Raw genomic sequence first — 17,540 nt, forward strand, 5'->3', positions numbered from 1 at the left:
TTAGCGCGGCGACGGTCAAGGCCGCTCACCAGAGCGGCGCGCCGTCCATGGTCGAGACATGGGCGGAGACCACCTTCCAGCCCAGTTTGGGAAAGCGCACCAGGGTCTGGCTCTGCCGGCCGACCAGGTCCCGCCCGCGCACCTTGAACTCCAGGTTCACCGTCGCGATGTCCCGCCCCAGGGTCAGGATCTCCAGTCGCAGCCGCTTTTCCTTGATGCCCGGTCCCGGTGGCCGCGCGACCCGGTGAGCGTGGATTTCCGAGAAGCCGTAACCGTTCTCATGCAACGCATAGCGGATCGTGTAGGGGCTCTCCCAGAACGTGGCGTCCAGGACCGCGACATCCTTGTCGATCAGCGCCTGTTCGTAGCGTTCGAACAGGTCGGTAATTTCCGCGACCACGTCGGGCAGGTTCGGTGTGAGCTCGGTCACGATCTGGCCTCCATGGCCTGGGCGACGGCGATCAGGCGGGCATCGCGGCCTCGCCCGGCTCGCGACGAAAACGTGCACCGCACACAGGATAAGCCGCTGAAATCAAATGATTTCGCGGCATATCAGTGACATGTGGGAAGCCTGGTGGAGCTGAGGGGATTCGAACCCCTGACCTCTGCAGTGCGATTGCAGCGCTCTCCCATCTGAGCTACAGCCCCGAGGCGCTGGCCTTCTAGGCCCTGCGTCGCGTGAATGTCAATCGCCTGCGCCACGAGTTTCGCGGTCGAGGCGAAATCATTCAGCGCCACTGGCCGATGACAACAAGAGGGATGCCGATGCGTGCCGTTCTCGACGTGGTGATGCTCGCGCTGAACATCTACACATGGATCCTGATCGCATCGGCCGTGCTGAGCTGGCTGATCGCCTTCAACGTCGTCAACACGCGCAACCAGTTCGTCGCGGCGGTCTGGGACTTCCTCTATCGCGTCACCGAGCCGGCGCTCAGGCCGATCCGCAACATGCTGCCCAATCTCGGCGGCATCGACATTTCGCCGATCATCCTGCTGCTGATCATCTTCTTCATCGAGCGGCTGATCGTCTATTACCTCTATCCCATCGCGATCTGAGGTGCCGACGCCCTGGGTGGTCGCGCCCGAGGGCTTGCGGCTCTACGTGAGACTGACCCCGCGCGGCGGCCGCGACGCCATCGACGGCGTCGGGGAGCTGGCCGACCGCCAGATCGTGCTCAAGCTCAGGGTGCGCGCGGCGCCGAGCGAGGGCGAAGCCAACGCGGCGTTGATCGCGCTCGTCGCTCGCAGCCTGGCAGTGCCGCGGTCCAGCGTCACCCTCATCGCCGGCGGCGCGGCGCGGCGCAAGGCTCTGCTCATTGCCGGAGATGGCGGCCTGATCGCGCGGCGGCTGGAGCAGGTTCTCGCTTCGGGCTAGCGAAGATCCGCCCCTGCCGCGCTGCACAAATCTCTTGACGAAGCCGGTCTCATCCTATCCGAAGAGGCCATGGATACGCCACGGCCATTCCCCGAGCGCCTGACCGAAGGCTATCGCGCCTTTCTCGACGAGCGCTTCGCCCGCGAGAGCAGCCGCTACAAGGAACTCGCCGAGGGCGGCCAGTCACCGAAGATCATGCTGATCGGCTGCTGCGATTCGCGCGTCGCGCCCGAGACCATCTTCGATGCAAGCCCCGGCGAGATGTTCGTGATCCGCAACGTCGCCAACCTCATTCCGCCCTTCTCCCCCGACGATCAGCTGCACGGCACCTCGGCCGCCCTCGAATACGGCGTGCAGGCGCTGAAGGTCGAGCATATCGTGGTCATGGGCCATGGCCGCTGCGGCGGCATCAGGGCCTTCGCGGACGATACCCAGGGTCCGCTTTCGCCCGGCGACTTCATCGGCAAGTGGATCACGCTGATCGAGCCGGCGGCGCGGCGCACCGGCGGGCGCGGACGCAATGAGAGCTTCGAAGGTTATGTCGAGCGTCTGGCTCTGGCCTCGGTCCAGCAATCGCTCGCCAATCTGCGGACCTTCCCCTGCATCAGCATCCTCGAGGGCAAGGGCCGGCTGCATCTGCACGGCGCCTATTTCGCCGTCGCGACCGGTGTGCTGATGGTGCTCGATCCGATGACCGGACAGTTCGTTCCGGCTGTCGGCGAAATGCCGAAAAAGGTCCAGACCATCCGCTGCAGCGAGGCGGAGTGACGGCGCTAATTTAGCTGCGTGGCCCCCGATGACGGCGCGTTCGGCTTGCGCTAGATTGCCGCCTCCCGGTCACTGATTTTTGAAGCCTCCATGTTCGATCGTCGTAAGCCTTCGGCACCTGCTCCCTTCGTCACCCACGAAAATATCGAAGCCAAGATCAAGTGGTTCGACCCCGAGAAGGGGTTCGGCTTCGCGTCCCCGGCCGACGGCTCGGGCGACGTCTTCGTGCATGTCTCGGCCATTGGCCCGCTCGACCCCCAGGAACTCCAGCCGGGCGCGACGATCATCGCCGATCTCGGCGAGGGCCGGCGCGGCCTGCAGGTCGTGGCCGTGCACGAGATCGATCCCTCGACGGCGACGCCGGCCGCCCCGCGCGGCGAGCGCCCGCCCCGGCCCTTCTCGCCGCGCCCGCCGCGTGACGATTTCGGCGGTGGCGGCGGCTATGGCGGCGGCGGGTATGGCGGCGACCGCGGCGGCTATGGCGGTGGCGGCGATCGCGGCGGCTATGGCAGCCGGAGCGGCGGCTTTGGCGACCGCGACAGCGCGCCGATGGAAGGCCCCTTCGACGGCGCCGTGAAATTCTTCAATGCCGATCGCGGCTTCGGCTTCATCGCCCCCGACAAGGGCGGGCCCGACGTGTTCCTGCATGTCTCGTCGCTGAGCCGTAGCGGCCTGCAGCCACCGATGGACGGGCAGCGCGTGCGCTTCTCGATCCGCGCCGGCAAGAAAGGCCCCGAGGCGGCGAACGTCAGCTACGTCTGATCGGCGCGCGAAGCGCAGTTTTCGAGGCGGCGTACCGGACGGTGCGCCGCCTCGAACACGTTTGAGCGTCCGAGGCCTCCGGATCAGGGGGCGAACGGAATGTCGTCCCTGCGCAGGCGCGTGCCCGGCGGATAGCCGGTCCGCGCCTCGTCGACAAGGAAGCCGCGGGCGGCATAGCTCAAATGAGCCCAGAACCGGTCCCACATCGGCGCGCGCACCCCGGCCCGATAGCCGTCCTGCTCGCTCAGCGCCCGGTCACGCCAGCGCGCGGCGATGTCCTTGTCGACGAGGGCGAAGAGCATGGTGTCGCCATCGGTCGCGTCGATGGACAGCAGGACCTTGCCGCGCGCAGCCAGGTGCTCTTCGAGCTGCTGGGTGGCCTCGGCGTAGTTCTCCCAGACCACGGCGCGGTAGGCGGCGACCTCCTCGGCGGGCTTGTCCAGGGAAGCGCCCTTCAGAAAGGGCGCGAACACCGTTTTTGCCGGCTCCGGCAGCGAATCGGCGTCGACGATCTTGTCGTCGTTCCAGATCTGCAGGAGCTCATAGGTGTATTTGTCCTCGACCGAGCTGAGATGGCCGGCCTCGTCGAGCAGATTCACCGTCGCGAGGAAGAGCCGGGCCGTCGGATTGTATTTTTCGACACTGTAGAAGCCGAGCTGCTCGAGCGTCGTCGGCGGAGAATCGACGAAGGCTTTGACCTTGGCGACGAGCGCCTCGTCATGGCCCGAGAAATCGCGGGCGAATGCAACGACGGGGTGGTCCTGCTGCACGAGAAGCCGGCTCCGGATCGAGGGATGGAAGGCGGCGACACCGAGAATCGCTGCCAGGCCCGCCAGGAGGACAATCCAGAGACGGTGCGGATGAGATGTCAGAACCTGCCTCCTTCATCCTCGTCGGTTCTCGGCGCCATGCCGATATTCAGACGTAGGATCAACGCGCGGAGGCAGATCCATATACGAAAAAGCCGGGCCGCAAGCAGCCCGGCTTCGATCAACCTACGCCTAAAGCAACCTCAGTGATCGTCGCCTTCGAGACCGCCGATATGCTTCTGCGTGTAGAGCTCCAGGCCGACGCGCTGGATCAGCTCGAGCTGGGTCTCGAGGAAGTCGATATGACCCTCCTCGTCCTTCATCAGATCCTTGAACAGGTCCTCGGACGGATAGTCGCCGACCTCGCGGCAATATTTGGCCGCCTCCTGATAGAGCGAGCGCGCCTCGACCTCGGCCTTGAGGTCGCATTCGATCACTTCCTTGACGTTCTCGCCGATGCGCAGCGCGTCGAGCGTCTGCAGGTTCGGGAAGCCCTCGAGGAACAGGATGCGGTCGACGAAGCGGTCGGCGTGGACCATCTCCTCGATCGATTCCTTCTTCCAGGTCTTGGCCATGTCCTTCAGCCCCCAATTGTCGAGCATCCGGTAGTGCAGCCAATACTGGTTGATCGCGGTCAGCTCCGAGCGGAGCCCCTTGTTGAGATATTCGATGACCTTCTTGTCACCCTTCATGGCGCCGCTCCAATCTCACATTAGAATGATCCTAATGTAGAGAGAGCAGCCGCGAAAAGAAAGGGGAGAGTGGCGGTCCGGAACGCTTTTTTGGACAGCGCTTTTTGGGAAGCCCGTTCAGGCCGCGGCGCGCTCGTCGCTCGTGGCGAGGCCGTCCAGCATCTGGCCGACGGAGACATGCACCGCGCATTCGATCTCGCGGCTGGCGCAGGACTGGCACTGGCTGGCGCAGGCGGCGCGCGCCTCGGCGAGAATGGCGCGGACCTCGCGCGCGCAACGCCCACAGTCCGGGCTGCAGCCGAGGCAGTCATAGGCCTCGCCGGCGGTCACCGGGCCGGAGCCGTCAGGGGCGATGGTGCCCTTGATCTGCCGGCAGGACAGGACGTTGCAGGAACAGACGATCACGCGTGGTGCCCAGCTCCGGACGCGACCCTGGTCTCGATCTCCTCGCCATCGGCGCGGCGCAGCCGCACGATGACCTCGACCGAGGAGATCAGCATACCCTCGGGCGCCTGCGGCAGGCCGCTGACATGAATCTCGGAGCCCGGGATATCGACGACGGTCTCGTCGTCCTCGTTGTAGAAGTGGTGATGCTCGGAGACATTGGTGTCGAAGAAGGTCTTCGGTCCCGAGACCGAGACCTGGCGCAGCAGGCCGGCCTCGGAGAACTGGCGCAGCGTGTTGTAGACCGTCGCGAGCGAGAGCGGCTCGCGGGCCCGCAGCGCCTCCTCATAGAGCATCTCGGCGCTGACATGGCGGTCGCCCTTGGCGAAGAGCAGCCAGCCCAGCGCCATGCGCTGGCGCGTCGGGCGCAGCCCGGCGGTCCGCAGCCGCGCCTTCACGGCGCTGATCGGGCAGGACGCCGGGCTTTTCTGCGGCCACGGGATCTGTTCCGGGGCCACGCGTGCCGGGCTGAGTTCCTTCGCGGTCAAAACGCTCATCGATACGCCTTCCACAATGCCGGCAGGCCGGCCGCGTAGTTTAGAAAATATATAAACTACTGATATTATTGCTATATTTGGCGAAGTCAGGCGCGAATGTCAATTGCGAGCCGGCTGCGACAAGTCGCATCAGGCAGGGTCGCAAACGATCAATGCCCTCCCCCCGCCGGCGCCGCCTTGGGCGGCTTGCGCATGAAGACGGAAAGCAGGACGAGCGCTCCGAAGATGAAGGTCAGGCCGAGGAAGACATCGCCGAAGGCCATGATCAGCGCCTGCTTATGCGCGCGCTGGTTCATCACGGTCAGCGCCATCGCCTGCGCCGCATCGCCGAAATCGGAGAAGCGCTGCGTCATGTTGGCGAGGCTCTCCTCCGCCACCTGCCGGCCGACCGCCACCGCCTCGTGCAGCCGGGTGATGTGCAGATCGGTGCGCGTGTTGAGCAAGGTGTTGATCACCGCCAGCCCGACGGCGCCGCCGAGATTGCGGGTCAGATTGTAAAGGCCAGACGCGTTCTTGAGCTGTGCCGGCGGCAAGGTGCCGAGCGCCAGATTGTTGATCGGCACCATGCACAGCATCAGCGAGCAGCCGCGCAGGATCTGCGGCAGCAGCAATTCGTGGAAGTCCCAATCGGCGGTGATGAAGGAGGCGATATACGTGCCCGCCGCGAAACCGCCGAAGCCGATCATCATCATGATGCGCGGATCGAGCTTGACCGACAGCCGCCCGGCGATCGGTGCCGTCAGGAACATGGCGAGGCCGGTGACGAACATCGTCTCGCCGATCATCAGCGCGTCATAGCCGCGGATGCGCCCGAGATAGACCGGGTAGAGATAGGTCAGCCCGTAAAGGCCGATGCCCATGGTGAAGGAGAACAGCGAGCCGAAGGCGAAATTGCGGTTCCTGAAGGCGTAGAGATCGACCAGCGGGTCGTCCCGCGTCAGCGCCCGCCAGAAGAACAGCACCGCGCCGGCCAGCATCAGCCCGCTGAAGAACACGATCTCGTGACTCTGGAACCAGTCGAGCCGCGTGCCCTCCTCGAGCACATATTCCATGCTGCCGAGGAAGGCCGCCATGGCGCCGAGCCCGAGCCAGTCGAAGCGCTTGAGCAGGCTGTGATCCGGCTTGTCGAAGTCGATCAGCGTCCAGGCGGCGATCGTGACGCCGATGCCGGGGATGACGTTGACCAGGAAGAGCCAGTGCCAGGAGAAGGCATGGCTGAGATAGCCGCCGATCGTGGGGCCGATCGTCGGCGCCAGCGTCGCGATCAGGCCGATCAGCGGCGAGACGATCGGCCGCTTCGAGGCCGGGAAGATGGTGAAGGCGGCGGCGAAGACGCCGGGGATCATGCCGCCACCGATGAAGCCCTGGATTGCGCGCCACAGGATCATCTCGTTGATCGAGGTCGAGGTCGCACAGAGGATACTCGCGACCGTGAACCCCGCCGCCGCGATCGAGAAGAAGACGCGGGTCGAGAGCGCCCGGCTGAGATAGCCCGACAGCGGGATCATGATGACCTCCGCGATCAGATAGGCGGTCTGGACCCAGGCGATCTCGTCGGCGCTGGCCGACAGGCCGGCCTGGATCTCGGCCAGCGAAGCCGAGACGATCTGGATGTCGAGGATCGCCATGAACATGCCGAAGACCATCGCCAGGAAGGCGAAGATCCGGCGCATCGGAATGGCGTCGTCGGCCGGCGGGGCGCCGGCAGGGCTTGCAAGGGTTGCGGTGGCCATCATGGCCTCCTGGTGCGATCGGGATCGCGGTTGCGGTGGCGAGCCCTCATCCTGAGGAGCAGCCTCAGGCTGCGTCTCGAAGAATGTTTCCAGGGGGCGCTGGATCCACCTTCGGGACGTCGCTCCTCGCGGAGCGGCTCCTCAGGGTGAAGGCTCGCGACGTCTCAGCGCTGGCTGCCCGGCCGCGGGTCGATCGAGACCACGACCGACATGCCGGGCCGCAGGACATGGCGCTCCGCCGCCTGGCGGTCGAGCGCGATGCGCACGGGAACCCGCTGCACGATCTTGGTGAAGTTGCCGGTGGCGTTGTCGGGAGGCAGCAGCGAGAACACCGAGCCCGTGCCGCCGGCGATGCCGCTGACGGTGCCGGTGAAGACCTGATCGGGCAGCGCATCGACCGTGACCGTCGCCTTGTCGCCGATCTTCAGCCCGCCGACCTGCGTCTCCTTGAAGTTCGCATCGACATAGACCTGGTCGAGCGGCACGATCGACATCAGCCGCTTGCCGGCGCTGACGAGATCGCCGAGCTGCATGTTGGTGTTGGCGATGAGCCCGTCGATCGGCGCGGCGATCTTGGTGAAGGAGAGATCGCGCTCGGCCTTTTCCTCGGCGACCTTGAGTTCGTCGGCCTGCCGCGCCGCCTCGATGCGCTGCGCCTTCAGCACCTCGATATTGGCCTGCGCCTGCGTGACGCCGGCCTTGGCGCTCGCCAGCGAGGCCACCGCCTGGTCGCGCGCTGCGACGGCCGCGTCAAGGGTGGCCTGGGAGCCATAGGACTTGGCGGCGAGGCTGCGGGCACGGTCGAAATCGGCTGCGGTGCGGGTCACGGCTGCCTCGGCCGAGGTCTGCTGCGCCTGGGCCTGCTGAAGGCTTGCGCGGGCGGCTTCCGTCTGTGCGTCGATGCGCTGGAGCGTGGCGGCGGCCGTCGCGCTTTTCGCCTGGGCGCTTTCCAGCGCGATGCGCTGGTCGCCGTCATCGAGCGCGACCAGCGGCTGGCCGGCCTTGACCTCCTGGTTTTGCTTCACCGAGACCGTCGCGATATTGGCCGCGAGCTTGGCCGAGACCGTCGCCATCTCGGCACCGACATAGGCGTCGTCGGTCGAGACGATGAAGCGGCCATTGCGCCACCAGTCGGTGCCGTACCAGAGCCCGGTCCCGAGCACCGCCGTCGCCAGCAGCATCAGCCCGGCGCGGCGCACGGTCTTGCCGCGCGGCGCGGCGGCCGGCTTTTCGGCCTCGCGCGGAAGCGCCTCGTCGGATTTGCGGTCCTGCACAGGGGCGGGAGCGGTCTCGAGCACGGGGTCGACCAGCTTGAGGCGATCCCTGCGCGGCTCAATGATTGTCTCGGCAGACATGGGCGGTCCTGACGATTAACATTCGAACCATCGGGTTCGATTTCGCTTGAAATAGCGCGGGCGATGGCGCATATCAAGGGAAATCGAACCAATCGGTTCGATTATTTTTGTGCAATGCACCAACAGCAGAACAGACAAGCGAAATCGGAATGAGCGAGGCCCCCGCAACCATGCCGACAATGCCGCGACGCAGACGTCGCGCCGCCGGCGCCGACCCGGACAAGCGCCGGCAGATTCTCGACGGAGCGCATGAGATCTTCATTGCGCGCGGCTTCGACGCCGCCAGCATGAGCGACATCGCGGCGGCGGCGAATGTCTCCAAAGGCACGCTCTACGTCTATTTCGAGGACAAGGAGCATCTTTTCGTCGCCTTGATCGAGCGCGAGCGCGAGGCTCAGAAGCGCGGCGCCTTCGAGGCCCTCGACGAGGATCCCGATCTCGCCCACGCCCTGACCAATTTCGGCGAAAGGCTGATCCGGCTGCTCGTCAGCGAGTTCGCCATGAGCGCGCATCGCATCGTCATCGGTGTCGCCGAGCGCATGCCCGATCTCGGCCGGGAGTTCTACGAGAACGGGCCGATGCAGGGCGCGCAGCGCATCGCCGGCTATCTCGACCGCAAGGTCGCCGCAGGCCAGCTCGCGATCGACGACACCGCGCTGGCGGCGATGCAGTTCCTCGATCTCTGCCAATCGGGCCTGCTGCGCCCACGCCTGTTCAACGCCGTGCGCAAGCCGCCCTCCGACGCGGAGATCAGCCGGGTCGTCGCAGCCGCCGTCGAGATGTTCCTGGCGCGCTATGCGAAGCGGCCGGCGGGCCGCTGAACCCGGCTCGCGCGTCAGCGAAGCGCTTCCCTTGCCCGCATCCGCTCGCGATGCGCCGTGTAGAGCCCGGAACCGGCGATGATGACGGAGCCGACCAGGGTCCAGATATCGGGTAGAACGGCGAAGAGAAAGAAGCCGAAAAGCGAGGCCCAGAGCAGCTGCACATAGGAGAATGGCGCCAGCAGCGAGGCATCGGCATGGCGGAAGGCGAGGATCACGAACCAGTGCCCCACCGTCGAGGCGATGCCGATGAAGGCGCCGATCGCGATCGCTGACGCCGAGAGCGGCTGCCAGGTCAGCGGCTGCAGGAGCGTCAGCAGCACGAAGCCGGTCAGCGCCGAATAGGTCAGGGTCGTCACCGGGTTCTCGCTGGCGCTCATCATCCGGGTCACGATCAGGGCGAAGGCCCAGGTCAGGGCCGAGAGCACCGGCAGGAGCGAGGCCATCTGGAAGCCCGCGCCTCCCGGCCTGACCACGATCAGGACCCCGAGAAGTCCGATCAGCGTCGCGCTCCAGCGCCGCCAGCCGACCTTCTCGCCGAGCAGCGGGATCGACAGGGCCGTGACGAAGAGCGGCGCGACGAAGCTCGTCGCCGTGGCGTCGGCGATCGGCAGGTATTTCAGCGACGACACGAAGAGGATCGAGGAGATGGTGACCGCGACGCCGCGCAGAAGCTGCGTGGAAAAGCGCTTCGGCCGCAGCACGGCGACGCCCCCGGGCAGCGCGATCACCAGCATGATCGAGGCGAAGGCGGCATAGCGCATCCAGGTGATCTGCAGGGCCGGCACGCTGTCGGCCAGGTATTTCGAGGCAACGTCGGCGCTGGAAAGAAAGACCGAGGCGAGCAGGGTCAGTCCGATGCCGCGCAGGCCGTTATCGTCGCTTGGCCGGGGGCGCGGCAAGGCTTCGGCCGTGACCGGCAGCGCCGGCGCAGGGCTTTCGGAAGGGAGAGGATCGGGCAAGGGACCGGACAGGGAGACGAGACGATGACGGGGCGCAGCCTAGCAGGTTTATCTCCCGGTCCCGCGCGCAAAGGCAGAACAGCCCCCATGCGTCCAACCAGCAGAGAAAAGGCGGGCGCAAAGCCCGCCTCCTCAGCGTTCCTTGCCGATCGGCGTCAGGCCGCCTTCTTGCGCGGCTGGATCAGCTTGCGGTTGACCAGCACCTCGGCGATCTGCACCGCGTTAAGCGCCGCGCCCTTGCGGAGATTGTCGGAGACGCACCAGAAGGCGAGGCCGTTCTCGACGGTGGCGTCCTCGCGGATGCGCGAGACATAGGTCGCATCCTCGCCGGCTGCCTCCTGCGGGGTGATGTAGCCGCCGGGCTCGTGCTTGTCGATGACGAGGATGCCGGGGGCCGAGCGCAGCACCTCGCGCGCCTCGTCGGCGGTGACAGGCTTCACGCACTCGATATTGACGCTCTCGGAATGGCCGATGAAGACCGGCACGCGCACGCAGGTGGCGGTCAGCTTGATCTTCGGATCGAGGATCTTCTTGGTCTCCGCCATCATCTTCCACTCTTCCTTGGTGAAGCCGTCCTCCATGAAGACGTCGATGTGGGGAATGACATTGAAGGAGATGCGCTTGGGGAACTTCTTGGTGACGACCTCGCCTGCCGAGAACACGGCGCGGGTCTGGTTGAAGAGCTCGTCCATCGCCTCCTTGCCGGCGCCGGAGACCGACTGGTAGGTCGAGACCACCACCCGCTTGACGCCGAAGCGCTCATGCAGCGGCTTCAGCGCCACGACGAGCTGCGCCGTCGAGCAGTTCGGGTTCGCGATGATGTTCATCTTCGAGAAGCCGGCAGCAGCGGCCGCATTCACCTCGGGCACGATCAGCGGCACGTCGGGGTGCATGCGCCAGGCCGAGGAATTGTCGATGACGACGCAGCCCTGCGCGCCGATCTTCGGCGACCATTGCTTCGAGACCTCGCCGCCCGCCGACATCAGGCAGATATCGGTGTCGGAGAAATCGTAATGCTCGAGCGCCTTCACCTTCAGCGTCTTGTCGCCGAAGGAGACCTCGGTGCCGATCGAGCGCGACGAGGCCAGGGCCACGACCTCGCTGACCGGGAAGGCGCGCTCGGCCAGGATGTCCAGCATTTCGTGGCCCACATTGCCAGTGGCGCCGACGATCGCGACCTTGAAGCTCATGGTGATAAATCCTTTTGGAATGACCGGTTCTGTCTCCCCCGGGGATGCCGGCTCGCCGGTTTGACCTGGCGGGTTCGGCGATAGCCCCCGCCGGGGGGGAGGGCCCGGAACCGAGGCGAAGCGTCAGCGCGGCGTCCGGAGCGTTCCGGTCGCCGTTTTGGTCGTGCGTTTCGTCGTCAGGGCGACAGTCACGGAACCAAATCCCATAGGGCTGCAGGCATTCGCGTCGCGTCGGGAATTGGCACCCGCTCGCGCAGCAAATCCAGAACACCGGCAGCGATAAAAAGTCAATCACTCTCGCCGGTCCGGAGCCTCGGGGCGACGTTAACCCTGCCTCCTAACCGGCGATTCACGTTGATCGCGGTTTGCCGCCGCGCGGTAACCCGGTGCTGACCGGCCAGGTCCAGGCTCGCGCCCGGGTCGGGACATCGCTTGCGTGGGGGCGCGAGCGGTCGAGTGGGGTGCAGTCGTGTCGCGTGAGTTCCTGTCGCTTCTGGTCGATCGCCTGCTGGGGCTCGCGGCCGCTTGCCTCGGCTTCGCCGCGGAGGTTTCGCGCCGCGCCGCGCCGATGCTGCGTGCCTCGAAGGCGAGGTTCGCCACCCTCGACCCGATCGGCGCTCTGATCACCATCACCGACCATCTCGAATTCGGTATTCGCGCAATCCTGCGCGCCGTCCTGCGCTGGTCGCGTACCGCCATCCGCCATCGCGGCTTCGGCCTGAGCGGGGGGCTCGCCTGGCGCGGGCTGGCGGCCATGGCCGGCATCGGCATGGCCGCCGCGCTCGCCGGCGGCCTCTCGAGCGGCGACAGCGAGCTCCGTCTGGCAAGCCTGACCGAGCAGCCGGCTTCCGATACCCGCCCCGTCCGCGACGTGCGTCGCGAGCCCCGCCTCCTCGCGATGGCTGGCGAGGACTGGGTGCGGATCCCCCGGCCGATCGCGCTATTCGGGCTCGAATCCCCCGAGCTCGACCGTCAGTCGCCGGTCTACGAGGCGCGCCGGAGCCAGGACGGAATGCAGCGCGAGGACGTGCTGACATTCGGTGCCTTCTCCGAAGCCAAGCCGCATCTGCTGCTGCGGCTCGTGACCGATCGCGGCGAGGATCCGCTGTCGCAGCCCTTCCTCATTACGCTGATGCGGGATACGGCAGCGCGCGGCATGTCGGTGCTGCGCAGTGGCGCACCGACCGGGATCGAGACCAAGTTCGGGCTCGTCGAAACCTCCGACGCCACCATGAGCGACGGCGAGACCAGCCGGGCTTGCATCGGTTTCCGCCATCGCGGCGGCGAGTCGCATCTGGCGATGAGCGGCTGGTGGTGCGGCGGCGAGAAGCGCCCGGCCGACCGCCAGCAACTGATCTGCCTGATCGACAGGCTCGACCTGCTCAGCGCCGGCGAGGACCAAGCGCTGCGCGCGGTCTTCGCCCGCACCGAGCTCAACCGCCAGGGCGCCTGCTCGCCGCCGCGGCTCTCGGCCAGCGGACGCAAGGCGTCATGGCTCGACGCCGACGGCAGGACCCCTGCCCTGAAGACCGCCGCGCGGCGTTGAATCACGATCCATTGAAAACCGCCCCGGCAGCGCTATTTCGTTTGTAAGGGGCAATAAAAACGTTAACCACGGGCGGGTAGATTTGTCGCAATCGATCGTCGTCTATTCCCCTTGGTCATCGCCTCAGGAGACATTCGTCATGCGTTCCTTCAAGCGTCTCGCCGCCGGCTTCGGCATTTCGCTCGTGGCGCTGACCGTGGTCGCTTCGGTGGCCGAGGCGCAGCAGCGCCGGCCCCTGCGCGTCACGGTGCAGAAGCGCAGCTATTTCGACGCCGGCAAGGTCGTCCCGGTCGGCTCGATGAACCAGTATTCGAGCCAGCATGTCCGCGCCACGCCGGTCTATGCCAACTCGGCCGAACTCTATGGCGAGGGCACCCTGCCGCCGCGCATCGGCTCCGGCGCCAACCCGTTCGCGAACACCTTCGCGACGCCGCGCTACTGAGCGGTTTCGCATCAGAGCTGATGGTGATCTGACGGAATCGAAAAAGCTCCGTCATCCCGGGCAAGCGGCTTTAGCCGCGCCGACCCGGGATCCATGCCGGAGCGCTCCCCATGAAGGTTCCGGCATGGATCCCGGCGCTAGGCTGCGCTCCGGCCGGGATGACCCGCGTTTCATCAAAGCAGCGATATGAATGCAAAGGCCCGCCTCACCGGCGGGCCTTTTTCGTCTCTCACGGTCCGGCGGACCGTTTTCCGGCGAGCACTCGCCTCAGCGCACCAGGACGTTCCGGAACTGCCACGGATCGTTGGTGTCGATATCCTCCGGGAACAGTCCCGGGCGATCCTTGAGCGGCGTCCAGTCGGTATAGGCCCCTGTGACCGGCCCGAGATAGGGCAACTGCACCTCGAGGCAACGGCGGAAATCCATCTCGTCGGCCTCGACGATGCCGGCCTTCGGATTCTCGAGCGCCCAGACCATGCCGGCGAGTACGGCCGAGGTCACCTGCATGCCCGTCGCGTTCTGGTAGGGCGCGATCCGGCGCGCCTCCTCGATCGAGAGCTGCGAGCCGTACCAATAGGCGTTCTTGCCATGGCCGTAGAGCAGCACGCCGAGCTCGTCGATGCCGTCGACGATCTCGTCCTCCTCGAGGATGTGGTTCTGCTCCTGGGCCTTGCCGGCGCGGCCGAACATCTCGTGCAGCGAGAGCACGGCGTCATTCGCCGGGTGATAGGCATAATGGCAGGTCGGCCGGTAGGCCGGCTTGCCGGCCTCGTCGCGGACGGTGAAGTAGTCGGCGATCGAGATCGACTCGTTATGGGTCACCAGGAAGCCGAATTGCGGGCCGGGCGTCGGGCACCAGGTGCGGACGCGGGTGTCGGCGCCGGCCTGGAGCAGATAGATCGCAGCCTGGCAGCCGGCCTCGTGGGTACGAGCGTTTTCGGGCATCCAGGTTTCATGGGTGCCCCAGCCGAGCTCGGCCGGCTGCAGGCCTTCCGAGACGAAGCCCTCGACCGACCAGGTGTTGACGAAGACGTCGCGCGGCTTCGGCAGCCTGGCGCGCTGCGTGTCGCGCTCGGCGATATGGATGCCCTTGACGCCGACTTCGCGCATCAGCGCGCCCCATTCGGCGCGGTTTTTTGGCTCCGGCGTCTGCAGGCCGAGATCGGCGGCGATGTTGAGCAGCCCCTGCTTGACGAACCAGGAGACCATGCCGGGATTGGCCCCGCAGCAGGAGACCGCCGTGGTCGTGCCGGCCGGCCGTGCCCGCTTGGCCGCGATGGTCGCCTCGCGCAGGGCATAGTTGGAGCGCGCCTCCGGTCCCTTGCTCGAGTCGAAATAGAAGCCGAGCCAGGGCTCGTTGACGGTGTCGATATAGAGCGCGCCGAGCTCGGAGCACATCTGCATGATGTCGAGCGAGCCGGTGTCGACCGAGAGGTTGACGCAGAAGCCCTGGCCGCCGCCGCCGGTGAGCAGCGGCTCGAGCAAGCTCTTGTAGTTGTCCTTGGTCACCGCCTCCTGGATGAAGCGGATGCCGCGCTCGTCGAGCAGGCCGCGATCGGCATCGTCCGGATCGATGACGACGAAGCGGGCCCGGTCATACTCGAAATGCCGCTCGATCAGCGGCAGCGTCCCACGTCCGATGGAGCCGAAGCCGATCATCACGATCGGACCGGTGATCTTGCCGTGTACGGGCCAGCTGGTCATGGTCGGGAACCTCACTAAAGAACAGGATTGAAGGATTGGGGCGGGTCGTATTGACGCGATCCGACGCCGTCAATCGCGCCGGCGGTCATGCCGGGCGTCTGGCGGCGTCGAATGCGGGAGGGAGCGCCGTCCGATGACGGCGCGATGACGGATCAGGCGGCCTGGCGGATGGCGTCGACGCCATCATCCAGCAGCCGGCCGGTCGCGGCGAGAATGCCGCTCGCCTCGGCGAGGGCGCCGTCGCGCAGCTCGAGCCCGAGGAAGCGCTCGCGCTCGACCGGCCCCGGCAGGGCGAGATCACGTGTCGGCTCCGTCGAGAAGCCGAAGCGCGCGTAATAGGGCGCATCGCCGACGAGCAGCACCGCGCCATGGCCGCGGCAGGCCGCGCGCCAGATCACCTCGCGCATCATGATCCGGCCCAGCCCCTCGCCCTGGCATTCGGGCGCGACGGCGAGCGGGCCGAGCAGCAGCGCGTCGCGGCCACCGGCATCGACGTTCCAGAGCCGCACGGTCGCGACCACCACGCCGTCGCGCTCGGCGACGAGCGCGAGCCCCTCGGCCGGAAGCCGGCCCTCGCGCAGGCGCTCGCTGGTCTTGGCGAAGCGACGCTCGCCGAAGCAGCGGTCGAGCAGGGCTTCCCGCACCGGGACATCGGAAACGGCTTCCTCGCGGATCGTGATCATGACGCACCTCCGGCCGGAGCGCCTGCATCGAACCGCAGACCTTCCCGGCGCCGCGCGCGAACGCGGCCACAAATGAACGATTGGGGGGTGATCGGCTCCGGCGGGTGCCGGAGCCGTGAACGTCAGATGACGTATTGCTTCAGCGGCGGGAAGCCGTTGAAGGCGACGGCCGAATAGGTCGTCGTATAGGCGCCCGTACCTTCGATCAGCACGCGATCGCCGATCTCCAGGCTGAACGGCAGCATGTACGGGGTCTTCTCGTACATGACGTCGACCGAGTCGCAGGTCGGGCCGGCCAGGACCGAGGGAACCGTCGCGTCGCCGTCCCGCGGGGTGCGGATCGGGTAGCGGATCGCCTCGTCCATGGTCTCGGCGAGACCGTTGAACTTGCCGATGTCGAGATAGACCCAGCGAACCTGGTCGTCCTCGCTCTTCTTCGAGACGAGCACGACTTCGGCCTCGATCATGCCGGCTTCGCCGACCATGCCACGGCCCGGCTCGATGATGGTCTCGGGCAGGCGGTTGCCGAAATGCTTCGACAGCGCCTGGAAGATCGCATCGCCATAGGCCGGGACGCCCGGGATCGGACGCAGATAGCGCGCCGGGAAGCCGCCGCCGAGATTGACCATCGACAGCGATAGACCGCGAGTGGCGCACTCCTTGAACACGGCGGAGGCCGAGGCCAGCGCCGAATCCCAGGCGTTCACATTCGACTGCTGCGAGCCGACATGGAACGAGATGCCATAGGCCTGGAGGCCGAGGCGATGGCCATGCTCGAGCACGTCCGCGGCCATCTCGGGCACGCAGCCGAACTTGCGCGACAGCGGCCAGTCGGCGCCGGCGCCGTCGCACAGGATGCGGCAGAAGATGCGCGCCTCCTTGGCGTTGGTCGCCTTGGCCGCGCGGGCGACCTTCTCGACTTCGGCCGTGCAGTCGACGGCGAAGAGACGCACGCCGAGCTCCATAGCGCGCACGACGTCGCGCTCCTTCTTGATCGTGTTGCCGAAGGAGATGCGATCGGCGGTGGCGCCGGCCGCGAGCGCGAGCTCGATCTCGACGACCGAGGCGCAATCGAAGCAGGAGCCGAGCTTGGCCAGCAGGGCGAGCACCTCCGGCGCCGGGTTCGCCTTCACGGCGTAGAACACGCGCGTGTCGGGAAGCGCCCGGGCGAAGGCATGATAGTTCTCGCGCACGACATCGAGATCGATGACGACGCAGGGACCGTCCTCGCGGCGGTTACGAAGAAACTCACGGATGCGCTCGGTCATGAGACGCTTCTCCTCCGGCGCAAGCGGCGCCGATGCGACGTGAAGCCGGTTGAATCGCAGGCGGCTCAAGGCGCGATGGAGACGCCAAGTACCGCCGAACGATACGTCCGGACTCTGATGACCGTCGCTTGGGGAGACCCCGCACGCCCGGCAATGAAGGACAAGCCTCTTCGGTGCTGGTCTTTGGAGGACCAGCGAGACCAAAAAAAGCCCGTTCCGTCGTTGCTTTAAGCTGCGTCCCCCGTGGAGATTCGGGGTTCGCCGGTTTCGCCTCCGGCTGCCAGTCGCTGTTCGGGAGCGGCCCTCTTGCGAGCGCCGGGAGCGTGATTTGAGGGGATATCCATCCCCCTCCATCCGTTTCCCATCCCTGGCGGCTGTCCGGCCTCTTGTCCGGATGCCCACCGACTGACACGCGGCCACAGGCACGTGCGAATTGGGTAAGCGGCATATACGGATTGCGGCCCCGCTCTACAAGTTTTTTTTGACCCT

General features: G+C 66.4%; 19 protein-coding genes and 1 tRNA gene. 7 read left to right on the top strand and 13 right to left on the bottom strand.

The genetic code is table 11. The annotated features are described in order from the left end of the window. Nucleotides 1-25 precede the first annotated feature (25 nt). Nucleotides 26-430, bottom strand: coding sequence for an AtzH-like domain-containing protein (locus ACTIF2_RS07210; protein WP_439496361.1), 405 nt, complete (start codon nucleotides 428-430; stop codon nucleotides 26-28). A gap of 142 nt (nucleotides 431-572) precedes the next feature. Beyond that, nucleotides 573-648, bottom strand: a tRNA-Ala gene (locus tag ACTIF2_RS07215). Between the two features lie 117 nt (nucleotides 649-765). Between ACTIF2_RS07215 and ACTIF2_RS07220 the strand changes: the two genes are divergently transcribed. From ACTIF2_RS07220 to ACTIF2_RS07235, 4 genes are all read left to right on the top strand, one after another. Continuing rightward, nucleotides 766-1,056 (top strand): YggT family protein, encoded by a 291-nt coding sequence (locus tag ACTIF2_RS07220; RefSeq protein WP_439496362.1) that lies wholly within the window; start codon nucleotides 766-768, stop codon nucleotides 1,054-1,056. A gap of 1 nt (nucleotide 1,057) precedes the next feature. Next, on the top strand, nucleotides 1,058-1,375 hold the full coding sequence (locus ACTIF2_RS07225) for a DUF167 family protein (RefSeq protein ID WP_439496363.1): 318 nt from the start codon (nucleotides 1,058-1,060) through the stop codon (nucleotides 1,373-1,375). Nucleotides 1,376-1,444: 69 nt separating this feature from the next. Continuing rightward, the gene (locus ACTIF2_RS07230) at nucleotides 1,445-2,143 is read left to right on the top strand and encodes a carbonic anhydrase (RefSeq protein ID WP_439496364.1); all 699 of its coding nucleotides are present in this window, start codon (nucleotides 1,445-1,447) and stop codon (nucleotides 2,141-2,143) included. 90 nt (nucleotides 2,144-2,233) lie between these two features. Then, nucleotides 2,234-2,905: a cold-shock protein gene (locus ACTIF2_RS07235; RefSeq protein WP_439496365.1), complete on the top strand. Its 672-nt coding sequence runs from the start codon at nucleotides 2,234-2,236 to the stop codon at nucleotides 2,903-2,905. 83 nt (nucleotides 2,906-2,988) lie between these two features. Here ACTIF2_RS07235 and ACTIF2_RS07240 read toward each other — a convergent pair whose 3' ends face one another. The 6 genes from ACTIF2_RS07240 to ACTIF2_RS07265 all read right to left on the bottom strand — a co-directional run bounded on the left by ACTIF2_RS07240 (nucleotide 2,989) and on the right by ACTIF2_RS07265 (nucleotide 8,435). After that, complete coding sequence (locus ACTIF2_RS07240; RefSeq protein ID WP_439496366.1) at nucleotides 2,989-3,675, bottom strand: hypothetical protein; 687 nt, start codon at nucleotides 3,673-3,675, stop codon at nucleotides 2,989-2,991. 242 nt (nucleotides 3,676-3,917) lie between these two features. Continuing rightward, nucleotides 3,918-4,406: a bacterioferritin gene (bfr, locus tag ACTIF2_RS07245; RefSeq protein WP_439496367.1), complete on the bottom strand. Its 489-nt coding sequence runs from the start codon at nucleotides 4,404-4,406 to the stop codon at nucleotides 3,918-3,920. A 117-nt stretch (nucleotides 4,407-4,523) separates the two neighbouring features. Then, complete coding sequence (locus ACTIF2_RS07250; RefSeq protein ID WP_439496368.1) at nucleotides 4,524-4,811, bottom strand: (2Fe-2S)-binding protein; 288 nt, start codon at nucleotides 4,809-4,811, stop codon at nucleotides 4,524-4,526. Then, complete coding sequence (gene irrA / locus ACTIF2_RS07255) at nucleotides 4,808-5,347, bottom strand: iron response transcriptional regulator IrrA (protein WP_439496369.1); 540 nt, start codon at nucleotides 5,345-5,347, stop codon at nucleotides 4,808-4,810. The genes ACTIF2_RS07250 and irrA overlap by 4 nt, the downstream gene beginning before the upstream one ends. Before the next feature lie 149 nt (nucleotides 5,348-5,496). Further along, a complete protein-coding gene (locus ACTIF2_RS07260) occupies nucleotides 5,497-7,083 on the bottom strand; it encodes a DHA2 family efflux MFS transporter permease subunit (protein WP_439496370.1) in 1,587 nt (528 codons plus the stop codon). Between the two features lie 161 nt (nucleotides 7,084-7,244). Next, nucleotides 7,245-8,435, bottom strand: a complete 1,191-nt coding sequence (locus ACTIF2_RS07265) for an HlyD family secretion protein (RefSeq protein WP_439496371.1) — start codon at nucleotides 8,433-8,435, stop codon at nucleotides 7,245-7,247. A 149-nt stretch (nucleotides 8,436-8,584) separates the two neighbouring features. Here ACTIF2_RS07265 and ACTIF2_RS07270 point away from each other — a divergent pair, with 149 nt between their 5' ends. Next, nucleotides 8,585-9,256 (top strand): TetR/AcrR family transcriptional regulator, encoded by a 672-nt coding sequence (locus ACTIF2_RS07270; protein ID WP_439496372.1) that lies wholly within the window; start codon nucleotides 8,585-8,587, stop codon nucleotides 9,254-9,256. A 14-nt stretch (nucleotides 9,257-9,270) separates the two neighbouring features. On the opposite strand, the gene ACTIF2_RS07275 is transcribed toward ACTIF2_RS07270, so the two are convergent. Further along, nucleotides 9,271-10,218 (bottom strand): DMT family transporter, encoded by a 948-nt coding sequence (locus tag ACTIF2_RS07275; RefSeq protein ID WP_439496373.1) that lies wholly within the window; start codon nucleotides 10,216-10,218, stop codon nucleotides 9,271-9,273. Between the two features lie 155 nt (nucleotides 10,219-10,373). Then, on the bottom strand, nucleotides 10,374-11,408 hold the full coding sequence (locus tag ACTIF2_RS07280) for an aspartate-semialdehyde dehydrogenase (RefSeq protein ID WP_439496374.1): 1,035 nt from the start codon (nucleotides 11,406-11,408) through the stop codon (nucleotides 10,374-10,376). 469 nt (nucleotides 11,409-11,877) lie between these two features. Between ACTIF2_RS07280 and ACTIF2_RS07285 the strand changes: the two genes are divergently transcribed. Together ACTIF2_RS07285 and ACTIF2_RS07290 are read left to right on the top strand one after the other, a co-directional pair. Beyond that, entirely contained in the window at nucleotides 11,878-12,954 is a 1,077-nt protein-coding gene (locus tag ACTIF2_RS07285) for a hypothetical protein (protein WP_439496375.1), read from the top strand. Nucleotides 12,955-13,093: 139 nt separating this feature from the next. Continuing rightward, entirely contained in the window at nucleotides 13,094-13,396 is a 303-nt protein-coding gene (locus tag ACTIF2_RS07290) for a hypothetical protein (RefSeq protein ID WP_439496376.1), read from the top strand. A gap of 267 nt (nucleotides 13,397-13,663) precedes the next feature. On the opposite strand, the gene ACTIF2_RS07295 is transcribed toward ACTIF2_RS07290, so the two are convergent. The 3 genes from ACTIF2_RS07295 to ACTIF2_RS07305 form a co-directional block, all read right to left on the bottom strand. Next, the gene (locus ACTIF2_RS07295; RefSeq protein WP_439496377.1) at nucleotides 13,664-15,100 is read right to left on the bottom strand and encodes a homospermidine synthase; all 1,437 of its coding nucleotides are present in this window, start codon (nucleotides 15,098-15,100) and stop codon (nucleotides 13,664-13,666) included. A 152-nt stretch (nucleotides 15,101-15,252) separates the two neighbouring features. Then, nucleotides 15,253-15,783 (bottom strand): GNAT family N-acetyltransferase, encoded by a 531-nt coding sequence (locus ACTIF2_RS07300; protein WP_439496378.1) that lies wholly within the window; start codon nucleotides 15,781-15,783, stop codon nucleotides 15,253-15,255. 122 nt (nucleotides 15,784-15,905) lie between these two features. After that, on the bottom strand, nucleotides 15,906-17,051 hold the full coding sequence (locus tag ACTIF2_RS07305; RefSeq protein ID WP_439496379.1) for a type III PLP-dependent enzyme: 1,146 nt from the start codon (nucleotides 17,049-17,051) through the stop codon (nucleotides 15,906-15,908). Between the last annotated feature and the right edge of the window lie 489 nt (nucleotides 17,052-17,540).

This window comes from Allobosea sp., from assembly GCF_051860145.1.
Taxonomy (GTDB): domain Bacteria; phylum Pseudomonadota; class Alphaproteobacteria; order Rhizobiales; family Beijerinckiaceae; genus Allobosea.